The sequence below is a fragment of the Tenacibaculum jejuense genome (assembly GCF_900198195.1).
GTDB lineage: Bacteria > Bacteroidota > Bacteroidia > Flavobacteriales > Flavobacteriaceae > Polaribacter > Polaribacter jejuensis.
On sequence record NZ_LT899436.1, the window covers coordinates 3,233,812 to 3,259,730 of the forward strand.

Annotated in this window: 17 protein-coding genes; 12 read left to right on the top strand and 5 right to left on the bottom strand. The window is 31.4% G+C overall.

All coding sequences use genetic code 11. The annotated features are described in order from the left end of the window. Positions 1 to 44: 44 nt before the first annotated feature. Together AQ1685_RS14230 and AQ1685_RS14235 are read right to left on the bottom strand one after the other, a co-directional pair. Complete coding sequence (locus AQ1685_RS14230; protein ID WP_095073237.1) at positions 45 to 2,036, bottom strand: glycoside hydrolase family 127 protein; 1,992 nt, start codon at positions 2,034 to 2,036, stop codon at positions 45 to 47. Positions 2,037 to 2,109: 73 nt separating this feature from the next. Then, positions 2,110 to 3,543, bottom strand: coding sequence for a sulfatase-like hydrolase/transferase (locus tag AQ1685_RS14235; protein ID WP_095075084.1), 1,434 nt, complete (start codon positions 3,541 to 3,543; stop codon positions 2,110 to 2,112). 268 nt (positions 3,544 to 3,811) lie between these two features. Here AQ1685_RS14235 and AQ1685_RS14240 point away from each other — a divergent pair, with 268 nt between their 5' ends. The 6 genes from AQ1685_RS14240 to AQ1685_RS14265 are packed head-to-tail and all read left to right on the top strand — an operon-like array spanning position 3,812 to position 9,548. Continuing rightward, positions 3,812 to 4,762 carry a 2-dehydro-3-deoxygalactonokinase gene (locus tag AQ1685_RS14240; RefSeq protein WP_095073238.1) on the top strand — a complete coding sequence of 317 codons (951 nt, stop codon included), beginning with the start codon at positions 3,812 to 3,814 and terminating at the stop codon, positions 4,760 to 4,762. Beyond that, positions 4,749 to 5,399 carry a bifunctional 4-hydroxy-2-oxoglutarate aldolase/2-dehydro-3-deoxy-phosphogluconate aldolase gene (locus tag AQ1685_RS14245; protein WP_095073240.1) on the top strand — a complete coding sequence of 217 codons (651 nt, stop codon included), beginning with the start codon at positions 4,749 to 4,751 and terminating at the stop codon, positions 5,397 to 5,399. The genes AQ1685_RS14240 and AQ1685_RS14245 overlap by 14 nt, the downstream gene beginning before the upstream one ends. A gap of 2 nt (positions 5,400 to 5,401) precedes the next feature. Then, positions 5,402 to 6,523 carry a galactokinase gene (gene galK, locus AQ1685_RS14250; protein WP_231970198.1) on the top strand — a complete coding sequence of 374 codons (1,122 nt, stop codon included), beginning with the start codon at positions 5,402 to 5,404 and terminating at the stop codon, positions 6,521 to 6,523. 2 nt (positions 6,524 to 6,525) lie between these two features. After that, complete coding sequence (locus AQ1685_RS14255) at positions 6,526 to 7,557, top strand: UDP-glucose--hexose-1-phosphate uridylyltransferase (RefSeq protein ID WP_095073242.1); 1,032 nt, start codon at positions 6,526 to 6,528, stop codon at positions 7,555 to 7,557. Positions 7,558 to 7,563: 6 nt separating this feature from the next. Next, complete coding sequence (locus AQ1685_RS14260) at positions 7,564 to 8,568, top strand: LacI family DNA-binding transcriptional regulator (protein ID WP_095073243.1); 1,005 nt, start codon at positions 7,564 to 7,566, stop codon at positions 8,566 to 8,568. A 2-nt stretch (positions 8,569 to 8,570) separates the two neighbouring features. Beyond that, positions 8,571 to 9,548 carry an aldose epimerase family protein gene (locus AQ1685_RS14265; protein ID WP_095073245.1) on the top strand — a complete coding sequence of 326 codons (978 nt, stop codon included), beginning with the start codon at positions 8,571 to 8,573 and terminating at the stop codon, positions 9,546 to 9,548. Between the two features lie 3 nt (positions 9,549 to 9,551). Here the strand turns inward: AQ1685_RS14265 and AQ1685_RS14270 are convergent, their stop codons facing one another. Beyond that, positions 9,552 to 11,795 carry a tetratricopeptide repeat protein gene (locus tag AQ1685_RS14270; protein WP_231970199.1) on the bottom strand — a complete coding sequence of 748 codons (2,244 nt, stop codon included), beginning with the start codon at positions 11,793 to 11,795 and terminating at the stop codon, positions 9,552 to 9,554. A gap of 188 nt (positions 11,796 to 11,983) precedes the next feature. On the opposite strand from AQ1685_RS14270, the gene AQ1685_RS14275 reads away from it, so the two are divergent. The 6 genes from AQ1685_RS14275 (at position 11,984) to AQ1685_RS14300 (ending at position 23,117) form a co-directional block, all read left to right on the top strand. Beyond that, positions 11,984 to 13,498: a sulfatase family protein gene (locus AQ1685_RS14275; RefSeq protein ID WP_231970200.1), complete on the top strand. Its 1,515-nt coding sequence runs from the start codon at positions 11,984 to 11,986 to the stop codon at positions 13,496 to 13,498. Positions 13,499 to 13,500: 2 nt separating this feature from the next. Further along, entirely contained in the window at positions 13,501 to 14,964 is a 1,464-nt protein-coding gene (locus AQ1685_RS14280) for a hypothetical protein (protein WP_095073248.1), read from the top strand. Positions 14,965 to 15,191: 227 nt separating this feature from the next. Further along, positions 15,192 to 16,052, top strand: coding sequence for an AraC family transcriptional regulator (locus tag AQ1685_RS14285; RefSeq protein WP_095073250.1), 861 nt, complete (start codon positions 15,192 to 15,194; stop codon positions 16,050 to 16,052). Between the two features lie 331 nt (positions 16,053 to 16,383). Next, positions 16,384 to 19,632: a SusC/RagA family TonB-linked outer membrane protein gene (locus AQ1685_RS14290; RefSeq protein WP_095073251.1), complete on the top strand. Its 3,249-nt coding sequence runs from the start codon at positions 16,384 to 16,386 to the stop codon at positions 19,630 to 19,632. A 5-nt stretch (positions 19,633 to 19,637) separates the two neighbouring features. Further along, complete coding sequence (locus AQ1685_RS14295) at positions 19,638 to 21,335, top strand: RagB/SusD family nutrient uptake outer membrane protein (RefSeq protein WP_095073252.1); 1,698 nt, start codon at positions 19,638 to 19,640, stop codon at positions 21,333 to 21,335. Between the two features lie 111 nt (positions 21,336 to 21,446). Continuing rightward, entirely contained in the window at positions 21,447 to 23,117 is a 1,671-nt protein-coding gene (locus AQ1685_RS14300) for a sulfatase (RefSeq protein WP_095073254.1), read from the top strand. A gap of 109 nt (positions 23,118 to 23,226) precedes the next feature. Here AQ1685_RS14300 and AQ1685_RS14305 read toward each other — a convergent pair whose 3' ends face one another. Beyond that, positions 23,227 to 24,684 carry an NAD-dependent succinate-semialdehyde dehydrogenase gene (locus AQ1685_RS14305; protein ID WP_095073255.1) on the bottom strand — a complete coding sequence of 486 codons (1,458 nt, stop codon included), beginning with the start codon at positions 24,682 to 24,684 and terminating at the stop codon, positions 23,227 to 23,229. A gap of 11 nt (positions 24,685 to 24,695) precedes the next feature. Beyond that, positions 24,696 to 25,847, bottom strand: a complete 1,152-nt coding sequence (locus AQ1685_RS14310) for a mandelate racemase/muconate lactonizing enzyme family protein (protein ID WP_095073257.1) — start codon at positions 25,845 to 25,847, stop codon at positions 24,696 to 24,698. Between the last annotated feature and the right edge of the window lie 72 nt (positions 25,848 to 25,919).

Consider the following 25,919-nt stretch of genomic DNA (forward strand, 5'->3'; position numbering starts at 1 on the left):
TTAATACGTAAAACTGCTAATTTTACATGGGGATTATAAAATTATTACCAAACAACAGGCATAAAGACTGTCATTTCTGCTTGTCCTCTATTACTCCATGCGAAATAAGGAACAAGATTCGTTTTATAAGAATTCCACTGAGGAGCTTTTACAGTTTTGTACATTGAATTTGGATTATCACTACGCAACATTAATTCGCTATTAATTGTAGTAACTCCACCTAAAAAATCTGGTTTAAACTCTGCTTCTAAAGCTTCTTTTCCATTGATGTAAACATCTAAGATATTTGTGTCTTTTGGTAAATCTGGAGATTCAACACAATATACAACCGGACCTCTTTTTACAGCAACTTGATTTCTTACCTCTTCAATACGTGGATGACCTTCTACAAAATGAGTTTCCAAAGGTAAGTTTACTGTAATTACATCTCCTGCATTCCATTCTCTGTTTAAAATTGCATAAGTACCAGAAATAATTTCTGCAGTAACTTTTTCTCCATTAATAGAAATTGAAGCATTATTTACCCATTCTGGTATACGAACTAATATTTCAAATGCGTCTGATTTACATTCATCTATTGTTAGATTGATGCTTCCTTCCCAAGGATAATTGGTTTCTTGAGTTACTTTTATTGTAGAACCATCAAGTAATTTTGTATCTAAAACACTACTTCCGAAAAGATTTACTACTAATCCGTTTTCAGATAAATTATATGCCCATTCTGAAACTCTAGCAATTGTACGCACTAAGTTTGGTGGACAACAAAAACATTCTAAGTATGGTTTTCTTTCTGGAGTTTCTGTTACATCTTTATGTGCATCGTAATCTCTAGTATTGTTTACCATTCGTAATGGATTTGCATAGAAATACTCTTTCCCTGATAAACTAATTCCAGAAAGCGCGCTGTTGTACATTACTAACTCTATAATATCTGCATATTTAGATTCTCCTTTAACTCCTAACATTCGATAACTAAACATGGCATTACAAAGATTTGCACAAGTTTCGTTGTAGGCTGTCATATTCGGCATCATATAATCATCGATAAAACCTTCTTCGATCATATCTCTGTTCTTTGACGCTCCGTAATGTGTTTGTCCGACTGCTCCTGTCACATACATTTTCTTCTGAGTTACACTTTCCCAAAGTCTGTCTAAAGCATCCAATAATGCTTGCTCACCAGTTTCGGCATAAACATCTGTAGCTCCTGCATAATAATACAAAGCCAATACAGCATGTCCTACAGGTTCTGTTGCATCACGAAGTGCAGTTCGCTCTTGCACCATATCTCCGATAGGATATCCTTCTGTTGTAGTATGATGTTCAACTTCGTATTTCCCTCTATTATTTATAAAACGTTCAGCTAGTTCTAAATACTTTTTATCTCCAACTGTTCTATACAATTTTACCAAACCCATAATTTGAGTTTGATTAAAACCAAAACGCCCATAATGTTTGGTTTCAGGCATAAAAATGGTATGTAATAAATCGGCATGTTTTATAGCAATATCTAAGAAATTTCTTTTTCCCGTAATTGTATAATGTGCACAAGCACTCAACAATAAATGCCCAGTATTATACATTTCATGATACTTTCTGTTTTCGTAACGATCTGCATCTTCTCTTAGTTGGATTTGAGTTTGCAGATATCCGTCTTCTTCTTGTGCTTTTCCAATGATACCAATATACTCATCAAGTTTTTCTAAGATCTTTTCATCTTTATTATGTCCGTAAACATAAATTTGCGCTTCCATGTATTTATAAAAATCGCCATCATGCCAATACATTCCTTTATGCTCTCCTGTTTTTTCTCCAGCAGCAATCTTAAAATTATTTAAAGCGTGACCTATATCTCCGCATAATACATCTCCCATATAAGGAACCATAATATCTTCACAAAGCTTGAATTTATCTGCCCAAAAACCTGTGGTCCATTGACAATCTCCTAACTTAATTCCTTTAAACTTTGTATGAACTGCAAATGCTTCTTTATTTGATGAAACTTGATCTTCTATACTTGTTGATTCTGTTATCATTATTTGCTATATTTTTATAAACATGTTGAATTTATCAGAGAAAACTTCAACATTAATTCTTTGATTCAGTTATTTAGTTTTTAATAGATTTTTTACTCTTGAAATCTGAAGTTTTTTCTTCTTTCTTCCAATAGTCATCCATTCTATCAATATCGTATTTCTCATAACTCTTTTTCAGCATCCATCTTGGTCGTTCTAAAGTTAATTCCCACTCGAATAACTCTTTATACATTTCACGAAACAATTCTGGATGTTCACTAGAAACATCGTATAGTTCTTTTTCATCTTCTACGATATTAAACAACATCGCTGGACGATCTGGAAATCGTATTAATTTAAAATCTCCTTTACGAATTGCTCCCCTTCCATCTTTCCTCCAAAACAAAGTTTTATGGGGTCTTTTCGTATTCTTTCCATTGATATAAGGTAGTAAACTTACTCCGTCAATATCTTTAATCTTTGATACATCACCCCCGCCAACTTCATAAAAAGTTGGTAATAAATCGAAAGTACTAATCGGATATTTATAGCTTGTATTTACTTTATTTTTCTTCGGAAGTTTTAGTAGAAAAGGCACTCGAATCCCGCCTTCTAAATGATTTGATTTTGTTCCACTAAGTGGATAATTTACTGAAGCATTTTTATCTGAAGGTCCACCATTGTCGTTTGTAAAAACAATTAACGTATTATCATCTAAACCTAACTCTTTTAACTTGTCCATAATTCGACCACAAGCTCTATCTAAAGCTAAAGTCATTGCTGCAACTTCTTTTCGCTTTCCTTTTAATTTGGGAAACTTTTCTAAGTCTTCTTTTTTGGCATCCATTGGTGTATGCACAGCATTAAAAGAAACAAATGCAAAAAAAGGTTTCGATTTATTCTTCTCTATAAACTTTATCGTTTCATCAGCTAAAAAATCAGTAAGATAACCGTTGTGTTCTTGATAATTTTCAAATCCTTTTTCTAACCAATTCAATTTATCTTTTGGTAATTTCTTGTATGCAAAATAATCTCTTGCACCTCCTCTAAACCCGTAAAACTCATCGAATCCTCTTCGAGTAGGATGAAAACGATCTGCTCCTCCAACATGCCATTTACCATAAAAACCTGTTACATAACCCAAACTCTGCATGTAATCTCCCATGGTTTTTTCTTCTAAAGGCAATCCCATTTCTGCATTATCTTGAGCAGAAACTTTACTCATATATCCTGGCACATTGTTTTCCTCGTAACCAAAACGTTGTTGGTACTTTCCTGTTAATAAACCAGCTCTAGACGGACCACAAGTTGGGTCTGTAACATAAGCTTGTTTAAACTGAATACTTTCTTTTGCCAACTTATCTAAACTAGGAGTCAACATTTCTTTACTTCCTTGAAATCCGAAATCATGATATCCTGCATCGTCTGCAAAAAGTAATATGATATTAGGTTTATCTTGAGCTTTTACAGCAGTTGTTATCTGAACTGTAATTAACAAAAAAAGTATTTGTAGATGTTTTTTACTCATTATTCCATTTTTATAAAACATACAATCACCAAATTTAGAATTTAAGCGACCATATTTATTAGTTAATTTTATCGCAACCTTATTATATTTTACCCTCTTTTACCTACTTTTTATTAATAAGCAGGTAAAATATTGTTATTAACAGGTAATATACACTTCTGTCTCTTGCTTCATTTTTTATTGTTTTGTTGAGGTTATTCTTAACCTATTTACATGATTACTAAATCTTGTACAATAAACTATAGCTCCAAACATAAAGTTGAACAATATGAAATCTAAATATTTTATTAGCTGCGATTGGGGAACTACTAATTTCAGATTACGTGTAATTGAAACAGAAACTTTATCTGTTATCGAAGAAAGAACTTCGAATCTCGGTATTCGAGATTTATACGAATCATTTAAAACTTCTTCGACGGTAACTCAGATTGATTTTTTCTCTGAGCATTTGAAAGAAGAAATTTTAAAACTCTCACAAAAATATCAAAATGAAATTATTGTAGTTGCTGGAATGGCTTCTTCTAATATTGGAATGAAAAATTTGCCTTATGCTGATTTTCCTTTTCATAGTAATGGAAGCAATTTAAATGCTGAATTTCTAGAGACTACAAACGGATTAAAAATCATTTTAATTTCTGGAGTAAAAAACAATTCTGGAATGATGCGTGGTGAAGAAATTCAGGCTATTGGATTATCAGAATATTTAGTACACGTAGAGAATGGTATTCTTTTATTACCGGGTACACACAGCAAACATATTAGTTTTTCAAATCAACTTTATACAGATCTTAAAAACTTTATGACTGGTGAATTATTTGAAGTGATTTCTAGTACCAGCATTTTAGCAAACTCTGTTATTAAAAGTCCTTGGAATTCTGAAAGAAAACAAGCTTTTAAAAATGGTATTTCCGTGGGAATTAAAAATGAATTGGCATCAAATTTATTTAGTGTTCGAGTTAATGATGTACTTGAAAACAAGAATAAAAAAGATAATTATTACTACTTGAGCGGAATGCTTATTGGTGATGAACTTCGTTATTTACAACATACTGACACAAAAATATTTCTAGCAGCTTCAAATCCTATTTTTGAAATGTACAGGACTGCTCTTGAAACTATTATGCCTAAAAATCAACTTGTGCTTTTAGATGATTTGGCATTAAAAAATGCGCTTTTAATAGGACAGAAAAAAATACTCACATTACATGATACAAAATAATTCATCTTTCTCCTGGAATTTATTTAATGAAGCTCCCGTAGTTGGAATCGTAAGAGGATTATCAAAAGAAATCACTCTGAATATTGCTAAAACTCTTTTAGAAGCAGAGTTCTATACACTTGAAGTTACTATGAATACAGAAGGTGCTTTGGAACTAATAAATGAATTAACTAAACAGTTCCCTAAATTGAATATTGGTGCTGGAACTGTATGCACTTTAGACGATTGTAAAAACGCTATTAAAGCTGGAGCACAGTTTATTGTTACTCCAATAATAGATGAAGACGTTATTACATATTGCGTTTCAGAAAATATTCCTGTTTTCCCTGGAGCTTACACTCCAACAGAAATTTATAAAGCTTGGTCTTTAGGCGCTTCTGCTGTAAAAGTATTTCCAGCAACTCAATTAGGTTCGAAGTATATTAAAGATGTTCTAGCTCCTCTAAATGAAATAAAACTACTTCCTACTGGTGGAGTTTCTAAAGATAATATAACTTCATTTTTTAACGCTGGAGCTGTAGGTGTTGGTATGGGAAGTTCATTACTTCATAAAGAATACATAGCTACACAAAATTTCACTGCTTTAAAAGAGCATTTTGTAGCTATCAAACAAGAAATTCAAGATTATACACAATGAATATGAATTCGAATTTAAAATATGATATTGTTATAGAATCTCCAGGAAGAATCAACCTTATTGGAGAACATGTTGATTACAGTGGAGGTCATGTTTTACCTGCATCAATTGATAAGAAAATAACACTTCGTTTCCGCAGAAATAACAGTGAAACTTGTAAGGTTTATTCTGAAAATTTTAAAAATCATTTTGAAATTAATTTGAATGATTTGAAAAGAAGTGAAATTGAATGGCATAATTATATTATTGGTGTAATTTTTCATATCAATGTTCTAAAACCAAATTCTATAAAAGGATTTGATTGTAATATATACAGCAATCTTCCTTTAGGTTCTGGTGTAAGTTCTTCTGCCGCTTTAGAATGTGGTGTTGCTAAAGGATTAAATGAATTGTTTGATATCGGACTTACTGATCTTGAAATCATTAATATTTCTAAAGATGCTGAACACACATTCGTAGGAACTAAATGCGGAATTATGGATCAATTTGCTGTAGTAAAAGGAGCTGAAGATCATTTACTTTTATTGAACTGCGAAACACTTGAGCATGAATTAATTCCTGCTGATTTTGGTGATTATCGAATTATCTTACTGAACACAAATGTTTCTCATAATTTGGCTACAAGCGAATATAATATTCGACGTGATGAATGTAGCACGGCTTTAGAAGCTATCAATAAAAAATATCCGCAATACACTTTGTTAGCACAAGTAAGTCCGGAAATTATTCAAGAATTTGAAAATATTCTTCCTCATAAAATTTTTAACCGTGCTTTATACATCACTAAAGAAAACAGACGAACACTTTATGCTGTTGAATGTTTGAAAAATAAAGATATTATTGGTTTTGGAGAATGGGTTTACAAATCACATCGAGGTCTTACAAATTTATTTGAAGTAAGTTGTGAGGAGTTAGATTTTTTAGTTGATTATACCCACAACTTAGATTATGTAGTTGGTGCTAGAATGATGGGCGGAGGCTTTGGAGGTTGTACCATAAATATTATCCATAAAGATTATTGTGAAGAATTCATCAATATTATTTCACCAGCTTACCAAGAGAAATTCAATATTAATCTTACTCCAATTACTGTTGCTATTGGCAACGGGGTTTCAAAAATTTAATTATGAAATTTAATGCAAAGTCACACAGACGATATAACATATTAACTGGAGAATGGATTTTAGTTTCTCCGCATAGAACAAAAAGACCATGGCAAGGTAAAAAAGATAAACCTGTTGTTGTAGAAAAGGTTTCGTATGATCCTGATTGTTATTTATGTCCAGGAAATACAAGAGCAAACGGAAGTGTAAATCCTAATTATGAAAGCACATACAGTTTTGTAAATGATTATGCAGCTTTAGTTGAAAATCAAGAGCACGAAACTTATACTAATGGATTACTAAGAGCCGAAAGTGAAGAAGGAATTTGTAAAGTAATTTGTTTTTCCCCAGATCATTCTTTAACATTACCATTAATGTCTGTTTCAGCAATTACAGATGTAATTACTTTATGGCAAAAAGAATATGATGAATTGGGAAAAAAACCAAATATCAATCATGTTCAAATCTTTGAAAATAAAGGTGCAATTATGGGATGTAGTAATCCTCATCCACATGGTCAAATTTGGGCTCAGTTTTCTATTCCAGAAGTTGTATTAAAAAAGCAATTTCATCAACTTCAATATTGGAACGAAAATAACAGTAGTTTACTTGCAGATTATATTCAACAAGAACTGGCATTAGATGAACGTATTATTTTAAAAAACGAACATTTTGTTGCTTTGGTTCCATATTGGGCTACATGGCCATATGAAGTTATGATTGCTCCAATCAAACAATATCAACATATCGGACAATTAAGTGAAGAAGAAAAAACAGCTTTTGCAGAAATCATAAAACAGTTAACTACGAAATACGATAATCTGTTTGAAACTTCTTTTCCTTATTCTTCAGGAATACATCAAAGTCCGACAGATAAAGAACATCCAGAATGGCATTTTCATATGTCTTTTTATCCGCCATTATTGAGATCAGCAGAAGTGAAAAAATTTATGGTTGGTTACGAAATGTTTGCTAATGCACAACGAGATATTACGGCAGAACAAGCTGCTGATACTTTAAAAAAACTAGATCTTAAACATTATAGTCTTGCATAAATTGTAATGAAAAGTAACGTCACTTTAAAAGACATCGCGAAACTTTTAAACGTTTCTACTTCAACAGTTTCTAAAGCTTTAAACAACAGCTATGAGATTAGTGAAGAAACTACAAAAAAAGTAAAAGAATTAGCTTCAAACTTAAACTACATTCCCAATGATGTAGCTCGAAGTTTAAAATCTAATGTTACGAAGAGAATTGGTGTAATTGTTCCTAATGTATTAGATGATTTTTTTGCTAAAATTATTCACGCCATTGAACGTGAAGCTAATCGGTTCAATTATAAACTTATTATTTGTTTATCGAATGATGTACTTAATAAAGAAGCTGATTCTGTTTCATTTTTACTCAATGGAAGTGTAGATGGTATTCTTATTTCTCTTGCAGAAGAGACTCAAAATAAAAACAACTTTACACATTTTAAAAACTTAACGCGTCGTAATTTTCCTTTGGTAATGTTCGATCGTGTTTCTAAAGAAATTAACTGTGATAAAGTAACTGTTAATGACTTTGAGACTACCTACGATGCTGTAAAATATTTAATTCAAAGAAACCGAAAACACATCGCTTTCTTATCTACAATTACTACTACTAGTGTTGGAGAATTAAGAACTCAAGGGTATTGTAAAGCGTTAAAAGATGAACTTTTTGCAACTCCTAATTTGATAAACATTACAGATTACAACGAGTTTGAAAGTAAGTTAACAACAGCTTTACAACAACATAAAATTGATGCTTTAATTACTGCTGATCAACTTTCTGCTATTTGTGCTATTAATATTATTCAGAAAAAAGGACTTCATGTTCCTAATGATATTTCAGTTATTGGTTTTACTGATGGTTCTATTCCTAAATACACGTTGCCTTCGCTAACTACAATTAATCAGAAACCCGAAGAAATGGGAAAATTAGCTTTCAAAACTTTAATGAAACGTATTCAGAATAAAAATCTAGAAGTGAAAAATTTAGTTATTGAAACAGAATTAGTAAAAAGAGCATCGACCAACTAATTATGAATACTTACATTTTAAAGAACAAAAATAATCTTGAATTGGAGATTAGTACACTAGGCGCAACAATTCTAAGTCTAAAAGTTCCAGATAAAAACAATAAGCTTGTTAATGTAGTAGTCGGACTTAGTTCTAGTGATGATTATAGTGCTGAACATTATTTACAAAACTATCTTTATTTAGGTACAACTGTTGGCAGATATGCTGGTCGTATTTCTAAATCTGAGCTTCATTTTGAAACTAAAAAATATCCAATTCATACTATAGATGGTGTGCATTTACATGGTGGAAAAAATGGTTTTGATAAGAAAATTTGGAAAGTAGAAAACATTATAAATGGTGAAAACTCTTCGATAACATTATCGTATTTAAGTAAACATTTAGAAGAAGGTTATCCAGGTAATTTGAATGTTACAGTTACTTATACTCTTACAGAAAACAATGAACTTAAGATTATTTATGCTGCAACTACAGATCAAACTACGCAGGTTAATCTTACCAATCACGCTTATTTTAATTTGAATGGAGAACAATCCATTTTAGATCACGAATTATTTATTGACAGTGATTTCTATTTAGATGTAGATAATCGATTAATTCCTTCAGGAAGAAAAAATCCTGTTAAAGAAACTTGCTATGATTTTACCGAAAAATCTAAAATTGGAAATACTAATTTTCAAGGTTTAGATGATACTTTTATTTTGAACAAAAATCATCTTAATGTAGAAATAAGTTCTGAAACATCTGGAATTTGCATGGACGTTTTCACCAATCAACCTGCAATTGTGGTGTACACTCCAAAAAGATTTGACGGATTAACTTTTAAAGAAAATGCTATTTACAGTGATTTTCCAGCAATTTGTTTTGAAACTCAACATTATCCAGATACTCCTAATAATCCTGACTTCCCTTCTACTCTATTACAGCCTGATGAGGTTTATAGGAATGAAACTACTTTTAAATTTTCAGTTTTAAAATAGCTCTTATAGTTTCGTTTTAAGTTCATCTAAAAATCTCATGTATTGTGGATTTTCAGGATGTGCTTTTATCAATTTTTCAATTATAGGTTTAGCCTTTTTGTACTTTTCTTTTGTGTAAAATTGATATGCTAACGCATACAATAAACTCTCGTTATTCTTATCAATTTTCAAACCTTCATAAAGTATTTTTTCAGCATTTACTGTGTCTCCTTTTTTATCGTATAACAAACTTAAATTATAGTAAACACGTGTATTTTCTGGCATTTTAATTTGTGATTTTTTTAAAGCTACAATTGCTTCATCAGTTCTATTTTGCTCAGCCAATAATAACGCCAACGAATAATACACTGGTCCGAAATCTGGTTCTAAAGCAATCACCTTTTTAAATAAACTTTCAGCTTTGCTAAAAGCTCTATTTTGATAATATAAGTTTGCTAAAGTTAAGCGTAAACTGTTATTCAATTCATCAATTTTAAGCGCATCAACATAACCTTGAATTCCTTTTTGAAACTCTCCTTTTTTAAGGTAATAATTTGCTTTTTTAACTCTTCCTCCTACAAAATCGGAATTTGTATTTATATGCTTCCAAAACTCTTTTTCAACCGTGTCATAATCTGTTTTATATGATTCTGGAATTTGACCTTTTGGAAAACTACTTAATCCGTAAAAAGCTTTAATCCGAACACTTCTCTTTGGATCTTTTAACAGCGGAAAGAAATAAGAAATATAATTTTGATTGTTGATTTCACTCAACGCATCTACACTTACCGCTCTTACTAAAGGAGAATCGTCGTTTAATAAATCGATATATTCTTTCACAAAAACAGTTGTATTGTAGTTTGATAATGCCTTGGCTGCTGAAGCTCTTACAATTTCTGGATATTTATCATCTTTTACTAGTGATAATAACTCTGTATGTCCGTTTAGAATTCCTTTTATCCCTGGAATCAATTTTTCAGAAAAATGGATAGAATCTACTTCTCCATATAACTTTTTAAATGAGCTCCACGCCCACTGATTGTCTTTATCATTATGACAATTAGTACAGGCATTTGGTGTATTATATTTTAAACTTAAATCTGGTCTTGGAACTCTTAAACTGTGATCTCTTCTAAAATCATTACCCATGTAATATTTACCTGGCATATGACAATTCACACATTTAGCTCCTTCTGAATTTTCTGGATGCGCATGATGTTCAGTAGTATTATATTTTTGAGAATCATGACACTGAGCACATAATTTATTTCCTTCGAATTTCAATTCTAAAGAATGCGCATTATGACAGTTTGTACACGTAATGTTATTCTCATACATTTTACTTTGAACAAACGAACCATAAACATACACTTCGTCTAAAATTTGTCCGTCTGCATGATAACGACCTTCTTCTATTAGTTGAGGAAAATAATGATCTAACATTGTTCCTTTGTAATCGTAAGCTTCTGAGAATTGTTCTCTTCTCATATGACAACGTGCACATTGATCAACTAATTCTTTCGGAGAAGTTTCAGAAGTCATAAAAAAAGTGCCTGTTGCTTTATATTTTTCACCTAAATTAACTACATCATTCACATGTTGTTTTCCCGGTCCGTGACAAGCCTCGCAACTCACATTAATCAAAGAATATTGTGTATTGTAACTATCTGTTTCTTGTATATAGTTTTTTCTAACATTTGTAGAATGACAATCGGCACACATCATATTCCAATTTAATCCGCCTCTAGACCAATGCAACCATTCTGAATGTACTACTTTAAAATCTGGATACAAATCGAACCATTTTTCTTCTTTACAATCCCAAGCAGTCCGTAAACATTGAAAACGTCCGTTCGGAAATTTCACGATATACTGTTGTAAAGGAAAAACGCCAAATGTATATTCTATTTTATAATCATGATAATTTCCATCTGGTCCTTCTGTATTTACATAAAAATCCTTTCCCTTTTTAAAAAATCTTGATTTCACATCTTGACTTACAAAAGTCGTATCATTAAAATTTCCTAAAACAGTTAGACTGTCTGCAATTTGCATTGCTTTATCATGATGAGAACCTTTCCATTCTTTAAATTCTTCTTGATGACATTCTTTACATTTTTTATCTCCAAGGAATAAATCGTCTGTGAGTTTATCATATGGATATTCTTTTGCTACCGAAGAAACACTCTTATATGCGTTCTTTTCTTTACAAGAAAGAATAATACAAGAACAAACTATCCATAAAAAAATGTACTGAATTAACTTCACCTAATATTTCGTTTTACAAACACAAATGTATCACAAAACAAACAAGTCAATTTCTTCTAATTTATCTTTGATCAGTGAAATTCTATTCAAATACGGTTAAAAAAAAGTAATTATAAGATAATAACTACTTATTCTTTGAATATATTATTTCATTATTTAGACGGTCAAACAAACTGAATGTGATGCTGATGATAAAATCATTTATGAATATACGAGTATTAAAAACTACAATGATCGCCGTACTGCTATGTATAGCGAGTTGTACTGAGAATAAAAAGAAAGCAAAAGAAAATACAGAACAACTTTCAATTTCAGAAAAACCAACTAAAAACAGACCTAATATATTAGTGGTTTTGTGTGATGATTTGGGTTATGCCGATGTAGGTTTTAATGGAGCAAAAGACATTAAAACACCTGCTTTAGATAAACTTGCAGCCAATGGAACAATTTTTACTTCTGCTTATGTTGCTCATCCGTTTTGTGGCCCGAGTAGAACTAGTATTATGACAGGAAGATATGCGCATAAAATAGGCGGACAATTTAATCTTCCTAGAGCTCATGAAAATGCTGGTTTAGGTGTAACTACACAAGAAGAGTTTATTAGTAAAACATTACAAAAATCGGGTTATTACACTGGTGCTGTTGGAAAATGGCATTTAGGAACTGTTCAAAAATATCATCCAAATAGTAGAGGTTTTGATGATTTTTATGGTTTCTTGGGTGGTGGACATAATTATTTCCCTGAGCAATTTAAAGCTGAATACGAAAAACAAAAAGCTAACGGAAATACGAAAATTAGAGATTATATTACTCCGCTTCAATTCAATGGAAAAGAAGTAGATGAAAACGAATATATTACTGATGCACTTTCTAGAGAAGCTATCAATTTTATCAATAGAGCTCATAAAAAAGAAGATCCGTTTTTTCTATATGTTTCTTATAATGCTCCGCATACTCCATTGGAAGCTAAGGAAGAAGATTTAGCACTTTATTCACATATTAAAGACAAAAAAAGGAGAATTTATGCAGGTATGGTTCACGCTGTAGATCGTGGTGTTACCAATATTGTAGAAACACTTAGAAAGAACAAACAGTTAGATAATACATTAATCGTTTTCTTTAGTGATAATGGTGGTAAACTTAGTAAAGGAGCGACTAATTTTCCTTTAAAAGAAGGTAAAGGAAGTACTAATGAAGGTGGTTATAGAGTTCCTATGTTTTTTCACTGGCCTAATGTTGTTCCTTCAGGGCAAAAATTTGAACATCCAATTTCTGCCCTTGACTTATATCCTACATTCACATTCTTAGCAAAAGCAGAATTACCAACTCATAAAATCCTTGATGGTAAAAATATTTGGAATGATTTCTTAGATGGTAAAAATACTTATGAAAATGAAAATATTTATGCATTACGACATCGAATTGAATTTGAAAATCATACTGATGTAGGAGTTCGCAAAAACCAATGGAAAGCTTTAAGAACACATAATAATAGTTGGACTTTATATGATATTAATAATGATCCTGGAGAACAAAATGATTTGAGTAGTAAACATCCTAAAATACTACAAGACTTAGTTAAAGAAGCTGAAGAATGGAGTACCACAAATAAAAAACCATTATGGTTTCATAACGAGCGAACAGCTATACAATGGAAGAAAAATAAGATGCCTCATTTTAATCAAACTTTTAAACTTAACTAAGCATGTCTAGAAAAATAAAATCCATTTTACTTACACAATTAATTATCATAGTTAATTTTTCATTTGGACAGACTTCGTCTGAAAAAGCTTCAGTTAGAAATATTAAAAATTATAACAATTGGAAATGGGACAAAACTTTTGTCGCGAAAAATAAATTTATAAGTGTTGCTGTGGTTCCTGACGCGGCAGGAAGAGTTTTAGAATATAACTTAGGTGATGTTCCATCACTCTGGATTAATCCGAAATTATTTGGAAAATCGTTCTCTAATAATGAACATGTAAAAATGACAGATTGGAGAAATTTTGGTGGATACAGACTTGTTCCTATTCCTGTTAAAAATTGTGCTGTAAATAAAAACGGAAAAAAAGTAAAAAGATGGCCACCACCAGTAAGTATTGGTGACGCTCCTTATCAAGCTGAAATTATCAAAAAAGATGATTTTACATCTATAAAAGTGACTTCAGGAGTTCAGAATTTGCCTGTTCCAAAATTTGACTACAAATCAAAAAGCTTTTCAATTCCAGAGAAAATTGAAGAACAATTTCAGTACAGTCGTTCTTTACATATTGAAGATAATAGTAGTTTAGTTTTTATAGATCATACACTAACAAACAAAGGAATAAACACTATTCAAAGAGGATTAAAAATCTCTAGTCAACATGTTTCAAGAAGTAAACCTGAACTCGAAGACGGAGAAAATTTTGTTGCTCATATTCCCTTCAGTAAAGAGTTCAAACTTCCTGACGGAAAACAATTTCATATTAGCGTAACTCCAGAATCAAGATGGAGGTATATCAATAGAAATAGAATGAAGTTAGATAAAAATAATCCTGAACATATTAAAAAGTATTTCAATCACGGAACAAATTGGACAGGTGAAGTTTCTCCTGGAATCTACGAAACACATTATGATTACTATTTAATGGGTGGTATTGAAATGATTTCTTCTAAATCTTGGCTTAGTTATGTGAACAAAACCAACAATACAGCATTTGTAAAAATGTTTGAACCATATAACCCAAAACTTACTTATGAAGATGGTGCTAATAGTGTGATATTTCATAGTGGTTTAGAAGACGGATATTTAGAAACAGAAGTTAAAACTCCTATTTATACCTTAAAACCAAACGAAAGTTTTAACTACAAAGAAATCCATGGAGCAGCGAAAGTTACATCTACTCCAATACTAGATGTAAATCAATCAGGAATAATTACCCAAAGACTAAGTTTAAATAAAAAAACAAAGACTGTTACTGGTGAATATGGAGTTTTTAAAGCAGGGAAAGCTATTTTACGAATTGTAAATAACGCTGGAAAAACCGAAGATATTTCTATTGCTGATGTAGATCCTTTACACGCATTCTCATTGAATATTTCTTCTACAAAAATTACAAAAGCAAAAACGATTTTACTTTTTATAAAATCTAAAAACAATTATTACACATTAGACAAGTTAGCAATATAAATTATTGATTTTATTGATAATCTCTAGGAATTATAAAATTGATTTTCCGCTATTCAATCTTATATTTTTCTAGAGGTTTTTCTTTGCATCAAAAAAAGTTAAAAAAAGCTGAAAATTGTTTTAATGATTAATAATACTTAATTTTGATGAAATTTTTTAAATTATTTATGGTTTATTTTATTAATACCATATTTAAATAACACTTAAAATATTTATTGAATTACATAATGAAGTTAGTATTAAAGCACCCTGAAGAGATTACAAATAAAAAATTAAGCGTTTCTAAAAACACTACACCTTGTTTAGACTCTTCGTGGCATTATCATAGTCAATACGAACTTATTTATATTTCAGTAAGTCATGGTATCCGATTTGTTGGCGATAGTGTTTCAAGATTTCAACCTGGAGATTTAGTTTTAGTAGGACCATATTTACCACATTTATGGTTAAACGAACCTGCAGATTATAAAGATCAGTCTACAAATAAAAAAGTAAATACAATAGTTGTAAAATTTACTGACGATTTTATAGGAACTGATACCTTTAAAAATCCTGAATTTTTAAAAATTGAAAGACTTCTTAAAGAATCTAAATACGGGATTAGTTTTGGACAGCAAATCAGCCATAAACTTCATAATGAATTAATGGGATTAAACAAGCTGTCATACACAGAACAAGCCATTAAACTACTAAATATTCTGAATCAATTATCATTAACCAATTCGAAAGAAGTTCTTTCTTCAACAGATATGCGACAATATACTTCTATAAACTCTAATAGAATAGATACAGTCTTAAAATATATTTCTGATAATTATTCAAAAAATATCACACTAGAAGATATTTCTCAAGTGGCTTGCATGACTACCAATTCTTTCTGTCGATTCTTCAAAAAAGTTACGAATAAGTCATTTACACAATTCTTAAATGAAGTCCGTATTCGTAATGCATCTCGCTATTTAGCCCAAAATAATTTATCGGTATCTGAAGTTTCTTATTTAGTAGGATATAATTCTATTACAAACTTTAACAAGCAGTTCAAACAAATTATGGGCAGCACTCCTAAAAGTTATAGAGAAGCTATCTAAGCGTTAAGAAAATCTGGTCTACTAACTTATTTTATACATTTTCCAATTTCGCCCTTTTAGATTAGTAAAAATGTAAATTTCACCTAACTTTTTTATGTTTTGTGTATTCTAGGGTAAAAATGGAGTAGTAAGAGATAATATTGACAATTCTTAACATCTGCATTTTATATAATTTTCACATCATAAAAAACCACTTAATATTAAGTTAACTTTTTGTTTAAGATACGCTTACATTTTAAAATGATTTATTGTCATTTCCTTAAAAAGCAACCTTAAACAAGCTAGTTAAAACATCCAATTAGAAAATAATTAAAAATTAAATTTTCATTTTATGAAAAAAACAACATCAATTAAAGTCCCTAGAAGCTTTATTAAGTTGAATTGTTTTGATTTAGGTATAATATTAAAAAAACTATGTGCTGTAGTAGTCATTATTTTTATAGGTAATAATGAAATTTTTGCTAGCGACCTTACAAAAAACAATTCAAATAACTTAATAAAAGTACAACAACAAATCACAGGAAATGTATCCGATAGCAGTGGTCCACTACCTGGGGTAAATGTTTTTGTAAAAGGCACAGTTAACGGAGTCGAAACAGACTTTGATGGAAATTATAAAATTACTGATCCAGGAGAAAATGCAGTATTAGTTTTCTCTTATGTAGGCTATAAAACGCAAGAAATCACAATAGGAAATCGAAAGAAAATTGATGTCGTTTTAATCGCAGACAATGCTAAGTTAGAAGAAGTTGTTGTACTAGGATATACAACAAAAAAGAAAGGAGAATTAACGGGAGCTGTTGGAAAAATAGATGATGAAGTAATACAAAGATCTTCTAGTAAAGATATTGCTAAATCGTTATCTGGTCGTGTTACTGGTCTTAACATTATAGATAGAGGTGGAATTCCTGGTGCTGGAAATGGTGGTGATGGAGACACAAGTAATGATGCTACAACCATTTTAATTAGAGGTAAATCTACTTCTAATAATAACTCGCCTTTGATTTTAATTGATGGAATTCAATCGACTACTTTCTCTAATCTTTCTCCAGAAGATATCGAATCATTAACTGTATTAAAAGATGGTGCTGCTGCTATTTATGGTTCAAGAGCTGCTAACGGTGTGATTTTAATTACGACAAAGAGAGGAAAATTAGGAGCGCCAACAATAAAATTATCAAGTTCTTATACTGTTTCTTCTTTTACACAAAGACCGCAGATAATGAACGCGCGTCAGTATGCTATTTATGAGAATGAAATTGCTGAGAGACAACGCTTATTAGATCCTAATGTTATCAATCCTTTTACAAGTGAACAAATTTCACAATTCGGAACAGATCCTATACGCTTTCCAGATACAGATTGGGTAGATGTTACATTTGCTGATTTTGCTCCTGAATCTAGAAACTCTTTATCTATTTCTGGAGGAACTGAAGCTGTAAAATACTTTGTGAGTGCAGATGCTATTAGACAAGGAGGTTTATTTAGATCTAGATCTTTACAATTCGATCAAAATCAAGTACGCTCAAACTTAGATATTAAGTTAAATGAAGATATTAAGATTGGTATTGATATCGCAGGAATATTTGGAGATCGTAATCAACCTGGTGTTGATTTAGGAAATATTTACAAACACATCTATACAAACTTACCTACTGAAGTAGGGATTTATCCAAACGGATTACCAGCTCGTGGTGGAGAAAACGGACAAAATCCATTCATAATGTCGAGTAGTCAATCTGGATTTATTAATACCAAAACAACAAATTTAAGAGGTCGTTTTTCTTTTGATTACTCTTTAGATAAAATTGTAAAAGGATTAAAATTCAAGAGTTTTCTTGGGTATAGAAAAATTATTACAAGAACTAAATCTTGGTACACACCTTGGACCTATTATACTTTCCAAGAAGGAACAAACGAATATATTCCATCTACAGGTTTCTCACCAAGAGGTGAAGAAAGAATTTTAAGAGAGACATCTAACACTTTTAACCAAATTTTATTAAATGGGACTCTTAATTACACTACTAAAATTGGAGACGATCATTCTATAAATGCTATTGTAGGAACAGAAAAACTAGATTCTGAAGTTAGTAATTTCTTTGGGGAAAGAGTTGGCGGTTTTCCTTCTTCTGAAGTTCCAGAATTATTTGCTGGAAGTGAAGAAAATGCAAGAACAAACGGTTCTTCTGGTGAAGGTGCTCGTTTTGATATTTTCGGAGCTTTATCTTACGATTATCAGAAAAAATACTTTGTCGATTTTACTATTCGTCGTGACGGATCTAGTAATTTTGGTCCAGGTAAAAGATTTGGAGTATTTCCAGGTGTTGCTGTAGCTTGGGCTTTAGATAAAGAAAAGTTTTTAGAAGACGTAAGTTGGATAAATGCATTAAAACTTAGAGGATCGTGGGCACAATTAGGAAACGATCGTATTGCTCCATTCCAATTCTTGTCACGTTTTAACTTTGGAAGTCAAGATCCAAATACACCTCAACCAAACTTCTTTGTTTTTGGTATTGACGGAGAAATTGTTAATGGTTTTTCTTCAACTGTTGAACCAAACCCTAATGTTACTTGGGAAAAATCTACACAACAAAATGTAGGTTTAACTTTCTCTTTATTCGATAGTAGATTATCTGGAGATGTAAATTATTATTTTGAAAAAAGAACAGATATTCTTAGAACAAGAAATGCGAGTACACCTGATTTTGTAGGAGTTTTACCTAGCGAATTTCCTTCGGAAAACTTTGGTGAAGTTAATAACTCAGGTTGGGAATTTGAATTATCATGGGCAGATAAAATTGGAAATGTAAGTTATAATTTTGGTGGAAATATTTCTACAAATAGAAATGAAGTTGTGTTTATTGATGAGCCTAGTAATATTCCAGATGCTTTAAGATCTGAAGGAAAATCAATCGACACTTATATTGTTCAACCAACTGCTGGAATTTTTCAAGATCAAGCTCAAGTAGATGCTACTGCTGTAAAATTACCAGGAACTGTAGAAGGTGAACCTATTTATTTAGATACTAATGAAGATGGTGTTATCGATGATGCTGATAGAATTCGTTTAGATGCTTCAAGTATTCCTCGTATTCAATATGGTTTCTATGGTGGATTTAAATACAATAATTTCGATTTCAATTTCCTTTTCCAAGGTCAAGCTGATGTACAAACACTAGTATTCTTTGATCAAGCTGGTTCTAAACCTGTTCATGTCTTTGACAATAGATGGACTCCAGATAATAGAAATGCTAGATATCCAAGAGCATTTACTCAAAACGATAGATTTAGTGGAAACCAAAGTGATGATACAGATAATTTCATCGGTGCAGATTTATGGTTACACGATGGTTCTTTCTTACGTTTAAAAGAAGTAGAACTTGCTTATACATTAGATAAAAAAATTACAAAAATCGGAGACATAAGAATTTTCTTAAGAGGATTCAACTTATTTACTATGTTCTCAGAAATTGCTGATTTAGGTTTAGATCCAGAAGCTAATGGATATAATAATTTTAGAGGATCAACATATTCATCTTTGAAAAGTTATACTCTAGGTGTTAATTTTAATTTTTAACTAAAATGAAAAATATAAAAATAGTTTTCGCTTTCATGGTACTGCTTCTTAACTATAGTTGTGAAGATGTACTAGAAATCGAATCAAGAAATACATTTACTGAAGATTTTATATATAGTGATCCTGATCAATTGGAACGTTTGGTATTCACATCGTATAACAGTACCGAAAGTTGGGGATTAAACAAGTTTATATGGTGGTCTAGAAGATTCAATATTGAGGGAGCTTCTTTTGAAGCTAAATTTAACTTTAGAGATATAGATCAATACCGTTTACGTGCCGGTTGGAACCCTAATAATGTAGGTGTTTTTAGAGATCAATGGAGAAAGTACTACAGTTATATTCGTGATATTTTAGTCTTTTTAGATCGAGTTGACAATAGTGAAGCTATGCAAGTTGATCCTCAAAAAGTAAACATGCTTAAAGCAGAAATGAAGTTCTTATTGGCTAATACTTACAGCAAATTAATAAAATATTATGGAGGTGTTCCTTTAATTACGAGAGCTTTAAGTTTAGATGAAGATTTTAATATTCCTAGAAATAGCTATCAAGAATGTGTAGAGTTTATTGTACAAACTTTAGATGAAGCTGCTGATGTTTTACCACTAACTCGTCCAGATGATGAATTTGGTAGAGCAACAAAATTGGCTGCTTTGGCTGTAAAATCTCGAACACTTTTATATGCTGCAAGTGAACTTCATGATCCTTCTACATTACCAAATGGCCCATTTTACGATTATAACGTAGCTAACAAATGGCAAGAAGCTGCCGATGCTGCTAAAGCTGTAATCGATGAAGTTGGAGCTAGAGATTTAATTCCTGTAACTAACGCTGAAGATTATAGAGATTTATTTTTATCAGCAAACAGAGATATCATATTTGCAAGACCATTTGGAGCTACATTTTTTGATTTTGGAACTGATGTTAACTCTTTATGGAATCAAACACAGGCTCCAAGTGGTTACGGTGGATGGGCATTAAGTTCTCCTTCTCATAACTTTGCTTTATTATACAATATGAATGATGGTTCTACTACTTCAAGTTCTTTGTATGATCCAGCAAACCCAAATGAAAACAGAGAAATGAGGTACTATGCTGATCTAAATTTTAATGGAGCTGAATTTAGAAATAGAAATGTTGAGTATTTTGAATCTAGAGATACAGATATATTTCCACACGGATTAGATTCTCCTTTTGGTTTAGGAAATGTATTACATTCTTCAAAAACAGGATATAATATCAGAAAATTTCAAGATGAATCAGTTGGTTTAACTGAAACTTCTCCTGGTCGTCCTTTTATTTTATATCGTTTGTCTGAAATTTACTTAAACTATGCCGAAGCTAATTTCCAATTAGGTGAAGAAGGAATTGCTAGAGAATATGTAAACAAAGTTTCTACAAGAGCTTTACAGCCTGCAATTACTGCTAGTGGTGCAGATCTTTTAGAAGCTATAAAAAGAGAACGAAGAATCGAATTATCTTTTGAAGGTCATAACTTTTTTGATGAAAGAAGATGGATGAATACTGATCATTTAGGTTTCGATATTAAAGGATTAAAATGGTATAAGGAAACTGATGGTAGTTTTACAAATGAAGAAATTACAGTCGTGTCAAGACCTTGGTTCGATAGACAATATTATTTACCAATTCCTCAGTCTGAAATTAATAAAACTTCATCTCTAATTCAGAATGATGGCTATTAAAAACATAAAATCTTTGTAGATTGATTATTTGAATTATTATTGTAGAATAAAGAATACCGAGATAAACCTCGGTATTCTTTGTTTAAGTAATTTACTTTTACTCGTAATCCCATGAAAAAAACTATTCATTTATTTAAACTCAAGCTTCTCGTTTTAGGGGTCATTTTTAGCTGTAAACCAAACGATAAAAAAGTTATAAGAGAGGTAAAAAAAACAAAACCAAATATCGTTTTTATAGCTGTAGATGATTTACGCCCTGAACTTGGATGTTATGATTCTGATATCGCAATAACTCCAAATATTGATAAATTAGCTTCAACCGGATTAACATTTAACAAAGCTTATTGCCAAGAAGCAATTTGTAGTCCGTCTCGAGCAAGTTTAATGACTGGAGCAAGACCAGAAAGTATTAATGTTATTGAAAACTTTAAGTATTTCAGAGATGCCAATCCTGATATAGTAACCCTACCTCAGCATTTTAAAAATAATGGTTATGAAACTGTGCATACAGGAAAAATATTTCATAAACCAGCCTTCGCTGATTTAGATATTTCATGGAGCAGAAAACCGGCCTATGAAAAAATGACGATTAAAAAAGAAAACACTCCTGGCGGCTATGCCTTATTAGAAAATCAAATTTTATTCAAAAAAAATAGAGCTAACGTTATTGCTAAATATGGAAAAAATGCACCTCGTAACGGTTTAGGAAAAGGTCCGGCTTATGAAAATGCAGATGTACCAGATACATTTTATGAAGATGGTTATAATGCTGAATTAGCTATTGTAACTTTAAAAGATTTACAAGAGAAGAATCCTGATAAACCTTTCTTTTTAGGTATGGGAATGAAAAAACCACATTTAGATTGGTTAGCTCCAAAAAAGTATTGGGATATGTATGATCCTTCAAAAATTAAATTAACTAATCAAAACAAAGCTCCTACTGATGGTGCAGCTATGGGATTACATCCTTCATTTGAATTAAGAGCTCGTTTTGGAATTCCTAAAAAAGGACCAATTTCAGACGATTTAGCTAAAAAATTAAAACATGCATATTTAGCTTCTATTAGTTATATCGATGCACAAATAGGAAAACTAATTAATGCTATTAATGAAGAGGGTTTACGAGAAAATACAATCATTATTTTATGGAGCGACCACGGTTGGCATTTAGGCGAAATGGGAATTTGGGGAAAAGCAACTAATTATGAAATCTCTACTCGAGTTCCGTTGATTATAGCTACTCCAAATATGAGCCAAGAAGTAAAAGGAAAAAAATCTGAAGCTTTGGTAGAATTAGTAGACATGTATCCTACTCTAGCAGATTTAGCTAATTTACCATTACCAAAACATTTAGAAGGACAAAGTTTTAAACCACTATTAGCTAATCCGAATAAAAAATGGAAAGATGCTGCTTTTTCACAATTTCCATCACCAGCACTAAGAGAATGGGCTGCAAACCCACTTTCTAAAGGAATGCGAGAAACATATTTTGGTCCTTTAATTGAAGAGGTTGAACATAAAATTAAAACACAACAAAAAGATAAGTGGGATCGAAACCTATTTGAAAATTATTTGATGGGATATGCAATGCGTACTGAAGATTATCGATTAATCGTTTGGAAAGATTATAGAGATACTAATGCTGAACCTGTTTTTATAGAGTTATATGATCATAAAACAGATCCAAATGAAACTGTAAACATCGCTAACAAAAAATCAGAATTGACAAATACATTATTAGCGCAATTTAACAAAGGTTGGAAAGGAAATGTAGCACGATAAAAAAGTAATATTATTAGAAACAATAAAACCCCGTTTAATATAAATTAAGCGGGGTTTATTGTTCCCAAATTACTTATTCAAAAAAATTGATTAAGTCTTTTAAATATTTTTAAAATATGGCTGTAGAAACACGTTTTTTTACTAAATAATCTTCTAAAGCTAAATGTGAGCAATCGTGACCAATTCCACTTTCTTTAAATCCGCCATGTGGTAAATAAATAGCATATTTTACTCCGTTGATTTGAATTTCTCCAAAATCAAGTTCTTCAGTAAATCGTGCAATTCTTTGATGATTATTCGTAAAAATATATGATGCTAATCCATATTCAGTATCATTTGCTAAAGCCAAGACTTCTTCATCAGTTTCGAAACTCATAATTCCTGCTACTGGTCCGAAAATCTCTTCTTTAAATACTTTCATATCTGTAGAAACTCCAGATAAAACAGTTGGTTCTAACCAATTTCCGCCTTCAGGTAAATCTGTTGGAATTTCTCCTCCAAATTCTAATGTAGCTCCTTTATCTACAGCATCGTTAATTAAAGTTAGCATTCTGTCTCTACCTTTACGACTTGCTAAAGGTCCCATAAATACATCAGGATTTTCTTTTGTCCCTAAACCAACTTTTAACTCAGAAGCTTTCTTCGCATAAGCTTTTACGAACTTTCCATAAATTGATTTATGTACAAAAATTCTATTTGCTGCTACACAAACCTGACCACTATTTCCAAAACGTAAAGCAATTGCCAAATCTAAAGCTTTATCAAAGTCAGCATCATCAAAAACAATAAACGGAGCATTACCGCCTAATTCTAATCCGAATCTTTTAATCGAAGTTGTACTCTCAGCTATAATTTTCTTCGCAGTTTCTGTAGAACCTATCATTGTAATTACCGCAGGAATTTTACTTGAAGTCATTGTTTTTGCAACAATTTCACTTGGTCCTTCAATAATATTTACAACTCCAGGAGGGAAATTAATATCATTTAGAATTTCACCAATCAAATATGCAGATAAAGGCGAAATTTCTGATGGTTTAATAATTAAAGAACAACCAGAAGCTAAAACAGGTCCGATTTTATATCCAATATTTAGAATGGGGAAATTCCACGCTAAATACGCTACTACAACTCCAGCAGGTTTAGAAATCATCTTGTGAGTATGCGTATTTTCATAATCTGGAATTTGTTCTTCACGCATGTTTTGCATCGCTGCAGGATACCATTCTAAAGCTTCAACTAATCTGTCGATATCTTCTGCTCCACCTCCATAAGTTTTACCCATTTCGTAAACCATGGCTGTGCGTAATTCTTCTTGTTTTTCAAGAATAGCAGTTTTTAATTTTTGCATCCAGGCAGTTCTTTCTCCTAAAGACAAAGCTGACCAATATTTGAAACCTTTTTCTGCTGCTAATAAGACTTTTTCTGCATCTTCTTTTCCTGCCTTTGCTATTTCTGCGATAACTTCACCTGTAGCAGGACAAACAACATTACTTCGTTCTCCACTAATGGCATCAACTAGTTGACCATCAATGTACATTTTTTTATATCCGTAATTTTTAATCTTCATTTTTATCAATATTAAAGGACATTTATTTCAGCATCAGAAAGTGCATATTCCATTAAGACATCTTCATCTACTTCTATTCCTAAACCAGGCCTTTTCGGAACTTCAATCATACCATCAACCATTTCAATTTTCGGGTATGTTAAACGTTCTCTCAATCCGTTTTCTGTTTGATCGTATTCAATTAAGAAATCTGGAGTTTTCATACGTCCAGGAATGAGCTCTAAATTAGCAATAAAATGTAAAGCAACATGAATTCCAATAGCTGTTCCCCACGTATGAGGTACAACATCTACACCGTATGTACTTGCCAAAGCTGCAATTCGCTTTGCCTCTGTTAACCCACCTGCTGCACAAATATCTGGTTGTACGATGTCTACAGAATTATTTTGGAATAATTGATGAAAACCAAAACGTAAATATTCACATTCTCCACCAGAAATTGGTATTGAAGTTTTACCTCTAAGTTCTTTATACTGCTTGTAGAACTCAGGAGAAATTGGTTCTTCAAACCAACCAATATTAAAAGGTTCTATTTTATTTGCTAAAATTGTTGCTTCTCTAAGACTATACGCATGGTTAGAATCTACCATTAACTGTATATCGTCTCCAATAATTTCTCTTACTTTTTTTATGTTTTTATAATCCTCTTCAATACCTAAACCAACTTTCATTTTAATAGCCTTAAAACCTTGTTTTACATAAGATTCTGCTTCTTCTTTAAAATGCTTTGTTGGATTATCGGGATCCATAAAATATAAACCTGTTGCGTATGGTTTTATCTTATCTCTAAACGCACCACCTAATAACGTAGAAACAGGTAAATTCAATATTTTCCCTTTTAAATCCCAAAGCGCAATATCAATAGCACTTATAGAAGCTACTAAAACTCCACGCCTTGCATAATCTAAAGTTTTACGGTAAAGGTGATTCCATATCACTTCATTTTCTAACGGATTTTTTCCAATGATGTGATTCTTTAAAAAATCTACACCCGCTTTTAAAATAGGTGCTGGTCCGTAACCTTCTCCCCAACCATACTGGCCATTAGAAGCTGTTATTTTTACAACACATATACATCTTTCGGAATATTCCCATTGTGAGAAATAAAAACTACTTGACAATTTATCTTTAAGTATAAAAGTCTCTATTTTTTCAATTGTCATATTTAATTAAGTTAAGTGATAGTAAACAAAACTAATAATTCACTCCACTCTTTATGAGTTCATATTTATCTC